Here is a 9,878-nt window from a genome sequence, read left to right on the forward strand (position 1 = left end):
CGGCTGTGCCATCATTGCCCGCATGTCGAGGGACTTAGGCAAGGCTAACCAATTGGCACCCGGCCTCCCCGAACCCGTCGCGATCGTCGGCATCGGCTGCCGGCTGGCCGGCGACATCGCGACCCCCGCGGACTTCTGGACGTTCCTGCTAGACGGGGGCAGTCGCGTGCGCGAGGTGCCCGCGGACCGCTGGGAGCCCTATCTGCGGCGCGACCCCCGCAACGCCGCGGTGCTGCGCGAGACGACGCCGTGGGGCACCTTCCTCGACGACCTGGCCGGTTTCGACGCCGAATTCTTCGGTGTCTCACCGCGTGAAGCCGAACTGATGGATCCGCAGCAGCGACTGGCGCTCGAAGTCTCCTGGGAGGCACTCGAACACGCCGGGATTCCGCCGCGCTCGCTGGCCGGCAGCGACACCGCGGTGCTGATGGGCGTGAACTCCGACGACTACGGCAAGCTCATCATGGAGGACCTGCCGGGGATCGAGGCGTGGACCGGGATCGGCACGTCGCTGTGCGGTATCGCCAACCGCGTCTCGCACCTGCTCGATCTGCGCGGCCCCAGCGTCGCACTCGATGCGGCGTGCGCGGCCTCGCTGGTGGCCGTGCACCAGGCGTGCCAACTGCTGCGGACGGGGGAGACGTCGCTGGCGCTCGCCGGCGGTGTCAGCGCACTGATCGGGCCCGGTCTGACCCGGGTCCTCGACCAGGCGGGGGCGACCGCGCCCGACGGCCGGTGCAAGAGCTTCGACGCCGACGCCGACGGCTACGGCCGCGGTGAGGGCGCCGCGGTCGTGGTGCTCAAGCGGTTGGCCGACGCCGTGCGGGACGGTGACCGGGTGATCGCCGTCGTCCGCGGTGGGGCGGTGGCCCAGGACGGACGCACGGTCGGCATCATGTCGCCCAACGGCGCCGCCCAGGAGGACCTGTTTCGGCGCACCTGTGCGACCTCCGGAATCGACCCGGCGACAGTCGGATTCGTCGAGGCGCACGGGACCGGCACGCCGACCGGCGATCCGGTCGAACTCGACGCGCTCGCCGCCGTGTACGGGGCGCGGCGGGCCGACGGTGAACCGTGCCGCGTCGGATCGGTCAAACCCAACACCGGTCACCTCGAGGGCGGGGCCGGGGTGGTGGGGTTGATCAAGGCGGCGATGGCGCTGCAGCACGAGGCGATCCCCCCGACCGCCGGTGTCCGCACACTCACCCCGGCCGTGGACTGGGCGTCGAATGGACTGCGGGTTCCGACCCGGGTCGAGGCGTGGCCGCGTCGCGACGATGTCGCGCGCCGGGCCGCGGTGTGCAGCTACGGCTACGGCGGCACCATCGCCCATGTCCTGCTGGAAGAGGCGCCGGTCGCCGTACGCCCGGAGGCGGAGACGGACGCCGAACCCGTGGCCGTCCCGCTGTCGGGGCGGTCGTCCGCGCGCCTGATCCGCCACGCCGCCGCTCTCGCCGATCACCTTCGGCGGCGACCACATTCGGTGGGAGAGGTGGCCGCGACCCTGTGGGCGCGGCGCTCCCACGAACCGGTGCGCGCCGCGGTGATCGCACACGACGGCGCCGACCTGGTGACCGGGCTCGACGCGCTCGCCGACGACCGCCCGACACCGTCGGTTCTCACCGGCAACGTACTCGCGGGTGCGGCCGACGGTGCGGTGTGGGTGTTCTCCGGACACGGATCGCACTGGCCCGGCATGGGTCGCGAACTGCTCTCGCACGAACCGGCTTTCGCGACGGTCATCGACGCGGTGGAACCGGTGTTCGCCGACGAACTCGGGTTCTCGGCGCGTGCCGCGCTGCACAGCGGTGACCTCGGCGGAACCGATCGCGTGCAGGCGCTGACGTTCGCGATGCAGGTCGGCCTGGCCGCGGTGCTGCGCGAGCGCGGTCTGCATCCGGCCGCGGTGATCGGCCACTCCGTCGGTGAGGTGGCCGCCAACGTGGTCGCCGGTGTCTTCGACCTCGCCCACGGGGCCGCGGTGGCCTGCTACCGCGCACGGGGCTTCCGATCGGTGGCCGGCGCGGGGGCGATGGCCCTGGTCCGTCTTCCCTTCGCCGAGGCCGACCGGCGCCTGGGCGACCGCACCGATGTGGTGGCGGCGATCAGCGCCTCACCGGAGTCGACGGTCATCTCGGGCACCGTCGAAGCGGTCGAGGAGGTGTCGGCGCGCTGGACCGACGAGGGGATGACGGTGCGCCGGGTGAACACCGACGTGGCGTTCCACAGCCCGGCGATGGACGGATTGACCGCCGAACTCGCCCGTCTCACAGCAGGTCTGGCGCCGACGAAGTCCGCCGGCGTGCCGCTGTACTCCACCGCGCTGCCCGACCCCCGGTCGACCGCACCACGCGACCCCGGCTACTGGGTGGCCAACCTGCGTGGCCGGGTGCGCTTCGCCGAAGCCGTGACCGCCGCGGCCGAGGACGGACACCGGCTGTTCCTCGAGGTGTCGGCGCATCCGGTGGTCGCGCACTCCATCGCGGAGACGCTGGCGCACCACGCGATCGACGACCACGCGGTCGTGCCGGTGCTGCGGCGCGAACAGCCCGAGCTGCCTGCCGTCGCCGCCGCCGTCGGAGCGCTGTACTGCCACGGCGCACCGGTCGCGCACCGGGTCGAGACCGAAAAACCCTGGGCCGCAGATCTTCCCGGAACGCAGTGGGTGCACCGGCGACACTGGCGCACGCCCGCCGCGCCCCCTGGCGGTCGCGGTGTGCACGAGCCGGATTCGCACACCCTGCTCGGCGGCCCGATGGAGGTGACCGGGGCGGTGCCCGCACGGGTGTGGCAGACACGGCTGGACTTGTCGACGCGGCCCTACCCGGGCGACCACCCGGTGCAGGGCACCGAGATCGTGCCCGCCGCCGTCCTGCTGAACACGTTCCTCGCCGCCGCCGGAACGGATCTGGCCGACGTGCGGTTGCGCACACCCGTGCCGCCGGGACGCGCGCGCGACATCCAGGTGGTGTCGCAGGACCGCTCGCTGGCCCTGGCGTCCCGGGTGGTCGACGACGGCGAGGACGCCGACGGTGGCTGGTTGACCCACTGCACCGCGCTGGCCGCGCCGGGTGGGGAACCCGCGCTGACCGTGCTCGACGAGGACGAGATCCGCGCGCGGTGTCCGGAGGTGTTGCCGTCGACTCATGTCGTGGACACGTTGGAGACCCTCGGCGTGGCCGCGATGGGATTCGGTTGGCAGGTGCTCGACCTGCACCGCGGTGACGGTGAGCTCTTCGCGCGTGTCGCGGCCGATGTCGACGGATCGACGCCGGCGACGTGGGCGGGACTGCTCGACGCCGCGACCTCGGCGGCCTCGACGATCTTCGACGGTCCGCCGCGACTGCGCATGCCCGCCCGGATCGAACGGGTGCACGTCCACGACAAACCACCTGCCGTCGCGCTGCTGCACGTACGCCGCCGCGATGCGGGCACCGTCACCGACGTGGTACTCGCCGAGGAGTCCGGTGCGGTCTCGGTGTCCTTGACCGGCATGGCATTCGAGGAGCTCGAGAATCCCAGCGGCCGCGACACGGCGCGGCTGTTGCACCACGTCGCGTGGCAACCGGTCGCATGGCCGGACGCCGACCTGCCTGCCGAGGTGGTGCTCGTCGGCGGGGACGCCGCTACGCGGGCCTTCGTCACCCGCGACCTCGACGAGGCCGGTGTGCCGCACCGATCTGTCGGTCACGCAACGGAACTCGGCGCGCTCCCGAGCGGGTCGGTGGTGCTCGTGCTGCCGCGCGCCGACGAGACACCGCAGACGTCGGCCGAACTCGTGCTCAGCACGGTGCAGCATCTCGACGCGTCCGGTGCTCGAACCAGGTTGTGGGTGCTGACCTCCGACGTGCACGAAGGCGTCAACCCGGCGCACGCCCCGCTGTGGGGAATGGCGCGGGTGGCGGCGGCCGAACATCCACACCTGTGGGGCGGCGTGCTCGACATCACCGGGGACCGGTTGCCGGTGCGGGCGCTCGGCGCGCTGCACGGGCACGGTGTGGTGGTGGTGCGCGACGGCGTCGCGTACGCGGCGCGGTTGGCCCACGCCGGACCGGGGGAGGCGGCGCCGCTGCAGTGCTCGCCGGGCGGTACCTACCTGATCACCGGCGGCACCGGCGTGCTGGGGCTGCGGCTGGCGCAGCGCCTGGCCGACCTGGGGGCGCGGCGTCTGGTGCTGGTGTCGCGGTCTGGCATTCCCGAGCGCAGCGCATGGCGCGACCACAGCGACCGGGAAGTGGTCGCCGTGGTCTCCGCCCTCGAACAGCGGGGGGTGTCGGTGAAGGTGGCGGCCGTCGACGTCGGCGCACCCGGAGCGGCCACCGCGCTGCGGTCGGCGCTGGTCGACCTGCCGCCGGTGCGCGGAGTCATTCACGCCGCGGGCGTGGAAGCCGGTGCGCTGCTGGCCACGACGACCGCGGACGATCTCGACGCGGCGATGCGGCCGAAGGTCGCCGGGCTCAACACGCTGCACGAGCTGTTCCCGCCCGGCGAGCTGGATTGGATGGTGCTGTTCTCGTCGTGCGGCTATCTGGCGGGCTTCCCCGGCCAGGGTGCCTACGCCTGCGGCAACGCCTACCTCGACGCCTTCGCCCGCCACCGCCGCCGCCTCGGCGACCGGACCACCAGCGTCGCGTGGACGGCGTGGCGGGGTATGGGCATGGGCTCGGCCTCCGGATTCGTCGCCGCCCAGCTCGACGCGCTCGGGATGGGCACGGTGGGACTCGACGACGCGATGCGGGCGCTGGACTCGGCGATGCGCGACGACGACCCCAACGTGGTGGTGTTGCCGGTGCTGCCGTCGGCGGCATCGGTGCCGATCCTCGCCGACGTCGCGCCCACCGAATCCGCGGAGCCGGTCGCGGACCGCGGTGACGAGGACGTCGCGGAGTGGGCGGCTCGCCAGGTGCTCACCGCGGTCTCCTCCGAACTCGGTTGCGCCGCAGATGATGTCGACCTACGGCTGCCGTTGGTGGAGATCGGTGTCGACTCCATCATGACCGTCGCCCTGCGGCGCCGGCTGGAGAAGCAGACCGGGCTGTCGCTGCCGCCGACTCTGCTGTGGGAGTACCCGACCGCCGCGGCGGTGACCGACCGAATCACCGAACTGCTGATGGCCGAGGACTCTTCAGCCGCGTAATAAGCAGGGTTGTTCGTCCGGGTTCGGGTGGCCACTCGTTATGGCGGCCCACAGATCCACGGAAGGACAACCTGCAGGCGTCAATCGAAGTGAGCGTCAAAGCGACGCCGCACCACGCTGTCTGTCGGAATCGCATTAACTTTCAGAGGATTTCAGTTCGGCTAAACGTATGGCTGTGGTGGTGTTCCCTTGAGTCAGCGGCTGTGCAGCAAGGGCCTCACCCGTCGCGATGTCATGCGGTGCGGGTGCGGTGGCGACGATCTGCGGCGCTCAAGCCGCCCGATTTTGCGGGGGTGCGGGGCCGCCGGGTTCACCGGCGCTGTCGGCGGATCGGATCGGCGAGCCCGGCTCCACGGGCCGCGTCTCGTTGACGTCGGCTGGTGAAGTGGTGGCATCTTCCGCGCAGGGAGCCTGGCGGGTTTCGCCGGCCACCGGTGCAGCGGTCTTCGCGGGGCGGGTCTCGTCTGCCTCCCCGGCCGCGCGGTTGTTCGGCTCGGTGTCGCCAATGTTTTTAGTGTCAGCCGGTTCCGCCGATGCGCCGGGCAGGTCGGGATCGCCGGGCGGGGTGAGGAGGCGTTCGGGCCGGTGGTGGTAGTTGATGCGGGCCTGGCCGGTGTCCAGTTGTGGTGGCGGGATCCATTCGACTTCGTGTTGGTCGTTCATGCGGGTGGTCCAGCCGTCGTTGGTGCCGACGCTGCGGTTGTCGGGTCCGCACGCGAGCCCGAGTTCATCGACGTTGGTGTTGCCGCCGTCGATCCAGTCGGCGTCGACGTGGTGGGCTTGGCAGCCGTAGGCACCGATGGTGCAGCCGGGTTTGGTGCAGCCACCATCGCGGGCGATGAGCATGATGCGCTGGGCCGGGGAAGCGATCCTTTTTGTGCGGAACAGATTTAGCGCCGATCCGGTCGCGCGGTCGAATACCGCCAGGTAGTGGTTGGCATGCCCGGCCATCCGGATCACATCTTTGATGGGGATGACGGTGCCGCCGCCGGTGGTGCCCACCCCGGCACGCGACTCCAAATCCTGCAGGGTCGTGCGGACGATGATTGAGACCGGTAGTCCGTTGAGCTGTCCGAGGTCACCGCTCATCAACGCGATGCGCCCGATCGCGAGCATCGCGTCGTGTTGGCGCTGGGCCAGGCTGCGGTAATCGTTGTCGATCTGGGCCTGTGACGGTGTCCCGGAGGTGCAGGGCTCAGGATCGTCGGGATTGCACATCCCCGGGGCGGCGTACTTGGCGAAGAGCACCTCCCACACCGCCCACGCCTCCGGGGTCATCGTCGCACGCAGATCCACCATTCCATCAGGGCGCTGTTTGTACTTGGTGACCCCGCGTTTGCGGGCGCGTTCGGTGTCATCGGGTTCGGGACCGTCCTGGTCGAGCAGAAACAGCGTGAGGTCCGCGGCCTCTTTGAGTTCCTTGGGACCCACCCCGGCCGCGGTGCGCACCAGGGTGATCTCGAACTGCTCCCGGGTGGCGGTATCCACCCATGCGGGCAGTTTGTCGACCGCTTTACGGATGACCTCCACGTGTTCACCGGTGACGCACCCGAGCGATTGGGCTGCCGCGGTGGCCGGTAGCAGTGGTGGCAGCGACGGACCGGTCATCGCCTGGCGCGGCGCCAACAGGCTGGCCTCGGTGAGGCGTCGGTGGGCTTCGCTGCCTGAGATCCGCCACCGGACCGTGAGCACCTCTTTCCAGGATTTGGCGCCCAACTGCTGCGGGGTGGACTCGGCTTGCAGGCGCGCCAGCAGGCGATGGTTCATCGTGGGTAGCTGACACCCCAGGGTTTCGAGGTCGTCGAGGGCGGCCAGCAGGTTGGGCTGATCCAGGAGGTCGACATCACAGGCGGCCACCGCGTCGAAGGCGGCACGCAGCGCCGTCACCGCGTCCTGGAGTTCGTTGCCCAACATACGTCGAACATACATTCGACCACGGACAAACCGAGATGTGCTGGTCAGCGGCAGGTGGTGTCACGATTCCGGCTACCGGATGCGTCTTGTGGGTGTACCGGGACGCGCTCCGACGCGGTGGACGAGATTCTCATCCTCGGAGCCGGCATCGCGGCAACCCTGGGCCTCGTGAACCAATAAAGCGGTACGACACCGCCGAGGACACCATTGCGGACATCGCGGAGAGCATCACCGTAGGTGCTCGCCTTCCTGGCCGAGCGGGATCGGCAATGCGCCGACGTTGCATCACCCCTCTGTGTCAGACCGATGGGCCAGACTTCGGCGCATGGGCAAGAGCAACCGCCCCGGGCGATGCTCGTTGCCGGACGCCGCCACGGCGTCCGGGGACAAATGCGTACCAAGGCGTTCAGGCTGCCCTTCCTCGTCGCCTACGGAGCTCGCATCGGTGAGCGGCTCGCCGCCGCCAGTTCGTCGGCCACCGCCGAAATGCAGGGCGACGAACGGCTGCTGCCCGTGTTGGCGGCCCGCAACCGCGCCGCGGACGAGGCTTTCGCCCGCCTGTTTCCGACGGCTGTCGGAACCCCGCTGGTCGCCTAAGACTCCGTCGGCACGGACGCCGGTCGCGCGGCGGCGGACACGGCCGTGCTGGACGTCCGCGACGCGATCGCGAGTTGGGTGCCAGCGAAATCTAATGGTTGAGGTGATGACGTCCCACGAACCGAATGCCATCCTCGGGGAATGGCGCGCACTTGGCTGACCGCCGTCACAGATTCAGGCGTCGACCACCGAGTTCTTCACCCCTGATCATGAGCGGAGCCCCGGCCGGCATCCCGTTCCAGCCCCTGCGCGCGCGTCCACGTGACGCATCGTGCCGACACGACATCAGCCGTCGACGTGCACAGGTGGTTCGGCGAAATTCGGATCCGCTGGCGGCCAGGTGCCGTCGGGCTGGACGGGTCCGTCGCATCTGCCGAGAGTGGGGCCTCTGTACAGGCAGCCGGCGGCGGCCATCCTGCCGTCATGAATCTCGTTGCGGCTGCCGGAGAACCGAACCTCCCGGGTGGCACCGCCCTGCTGCGCTACGAGGCTCTCACCCGCTCAGCTGCTCGACGAGCTTCTTCTTGTCGACCTTGCCGACCGCGGTCAGCGGCAGCGACGGCATCGCAGCCAGCACGTCGGGCCGGGCGTGAGTGGACGCCCCGCGTTCGTCGAGGAATGCGTTGAGTTCGGCGAGCGTGAGCTGCTTGCCGCGGAACACCACTGCGGCGCAGATCTTCTCACCGAGATAGTCGTCGGGTAGCGCGACGGCGGCCGCCGCATAGATCGCGGGGTGGGTCAGCAGATGGTCCTCGAGGTCGGTCGCCGAAACCGTCTCACCGCCGCGGTGGATGACGTCCTTGATCCGGCCGGTCACCTCGACGTTGCCGGCCAGCGGGCCGTCGGCGAAGATCCGCACCCGGTCCCCGGTGCGGTAGAAGCCGTCCGGGCTGAAGCACCGGGCGTTGGCCTCGTCGGCCCGGTAGTACCCGTTGAGTGTGTTGGGACCGCGCACCAGCAGTTCGCCCTCTTCGCCCGGTGCGACCTCGACACCGGACTCGTCGACCACCCGCATCTCGTCGTGCGGGGAGACCGGCCTGCCCTGGGTGTGCACCACGACGTCGAGCGGATCTCCCGGCCGCGTGAAATTCAGCATGCCCTCGGCCATTCCGAAGATCTGGGACAGCCCGGGGGTCAGGAGATCGAGGATGAACCGCGCCTCCTCCGGGCTCATCCGCGAACCGCCCACCTGCACCAGGCGCAGCGACGTCGGCAGCACCGGTTCCCAGTCGCACGCCTGCGCCCACAGCTTGCCCAGCGCGTTGACCAGCCCGGTGACGGTCACCTGGTGTTTGTCGATGAGCGCGAACGCCTCCTCCGGGCTGGGATCGGCGGTGAACACCGTCGTCGCCCCCACGGTCATTGCCCCCAGCATGCCGGGGCACGCCAACGGGAAGTTGTGGCCGGCCGGCAACGCCACCAGGTAGACGTCGTCGGGGGTGAAGTGGCACGCCTGCGCGCTCGACACCGCGGTGTAGACGTAGTCGTCGTGGGTGCGGGGGATCAGCTTGGGCAGTCCGGTCGTTCCGCCGGAGACCAGCAGCAGGGCAGGCAGCGAGGTGTCGACGGGTCCGATCTCCGGTGCCACGCCGCCGCTGTCGATCAGTGCCGCCCACGATAGGAACGGTCCCGGGTCACCGTCGACGAGCACGTGCCGCAGCGTGGGCCGGTCCGCCACCAACTGGGCGGCCATCTCGCGGTAGTCGAAGCCGCCGACCTCGTCGGGCACGATCAGCGCCACCGCGCCGCTGACGTCGGCGAAGTGTCCCAGCTCGGCGGTGCGGTGGCCGGGCAGGCACATCACCGGCACCGCGCCCGCCCGCAGCAGACCGAAGAACGCGACGGCGAAACGCACGGAGTTGGGTAGTTGCAGCAGCACCCGGTCACCAGGACGGATCCCGAGTCCGGCCAGCGCCGCGGCGACGGTGTCGGCGCGCGCGGTCAGCTCCGCGAACGTGAGGGATCCGTCGACGTCGACGACGGCCGGGTGATCGGGCCGTCGGTGTGCCGCGTCGAGGAGAAGGGACTCGAGGGGCCGCCCGGTCCAGTACCCGGCCCGCCGGTACTGCTCGGCGCGGTCTTCGGGGAATGGGACGAAGCCATCGGTCAGGTCGCTGTGCACATGCTGGAATCCGGTGCTCATCGCGCGTAGAGGCCCCTCGAGGTAGGAGTGTTCGACTCCCTGAATATAGGATAGCCTTCCTGAAGTTAGGGCAGCCTACGTTGACTT

The 9,878-nt window shown here is 70.3% G+C and carries 4 protein-coding genes; 2 read left to right on the forward strand and 2 right to left on the reverse strand.

Going from position 1 to position 9,878, the window contains the following annotated elements; translation table 11 throughout:
• The first annotated feature begins 22 nt into the window (after positions 1 to 22).
• Positions 23 to 5,137: a type I polyketide synthase gene (locus G6N49_RS05560; protein WP_011856113.1), complete on the forward strand. Its 5,115-nt coding sequence runs from the start codon at positions 23 to 25 to the stop codon at positions 5,135 to 5,137.
• A gap of 270 nt (positions 5,138 to 5,407) precedes the next feature.
• Here the strand turns inward: G6N49_RS05560 and G6N49_RS05565 are convergent, their stop codons facing one another.
• Positions 5,408 to 7,066 carry an HNH endonuclease signature motif containing protein gene (locus tag G6N49_RS05565; protein ID WP_011856112.1) on the reverse strand — a complete coding sequence of 553 codons (1,659 nt, stop codon included), beginning with the start codon at positions 7,064 to 7,066 and terminating at the stop codon, positions 5,408 to 5,410.
• A gap of 375 nt (positions 7,067 to 7,441) precedes the next feature.
• Here G6N49_RS05565 and G6N49_RS29410 point away from each other — a divergent pair, with 375 nt between their 5' ends.
• Positions 7,442 to 7,648: a hypothetical protein gene (locus G6N49_RS29410; RefSeq protein ID WP_041925089.1), complete on the forward strand. Its 207-nt coding sequence runs from the start codon at positions 7,442 to 7,444 to the stop codon at positions 7,646 to 7,648.
• A gap of 493 nt (positions 7,649 to 8,141) precedes the next feature.
• Here G6N49_RS29410 and G6N49_RS05575 read toward each other — a convergent pair whose 3' ends face one another.
• Positions 8,142 to 9,791 carry a (2,3-dihydroxybenzoyl)adenylate synthase gene (locus G6N49_RS05575; RefSeq protein WP_011856111.1) on the reverse strand — a complete coding sequence of 550 codons (1,650 nt, stop codon included), beginning with the start codon at positions 9,789 to 9,791 and terminating at the stop codon, positions 8,142 to 8,144.
• Positions 9,792 to 9,878 lie beyond the last annotated feature (87 nt).

The sequence above is a fragment of the Mycolicibacterium monacense genome, from assembly GCF_010731575.1.
Classification (GTDB): Bacteria; Actinomycetota; Actinomycetes; order Mycobacteriales; family Mycobacteriaceae; genus Mycobacterium; species Mycobacterium monacense.

What these genes read in the sequence shown, in the direction of transcription:
- G6N49_RS05560 (WP_011856113.1), top strand. Translation starts at nt 23, where the DNA reads ATGTCGAGGGACTTAGGCAAGGCTAACCAATTGGCACCCGGCCTCCCC.
- G6N49_RS05565 (WP_011856112.1), bottom strand. Translation starts at nt 7,066, where the DNA reads ATGTATGTTCGACGTATGTTGGGCAACGAACTCCAGGACGCGGTGACG.
- G6N49_RS29410 (WP_041925089.1), top strand. Translation starts at nt 7,442, where the DNA reads ATGCGTACCAAGGCGTTCAGGCTGCCCTTCCTCGTCGCCTACGGAGCT.
- G6N49_RS05575 (WP_011856111.1), bottom strand. Translation starts at nt 9,791, where the DNA reads ATGAGCACCGGATTCCAGCATGTGCACAGCGACCTGACCGATGGCTTC.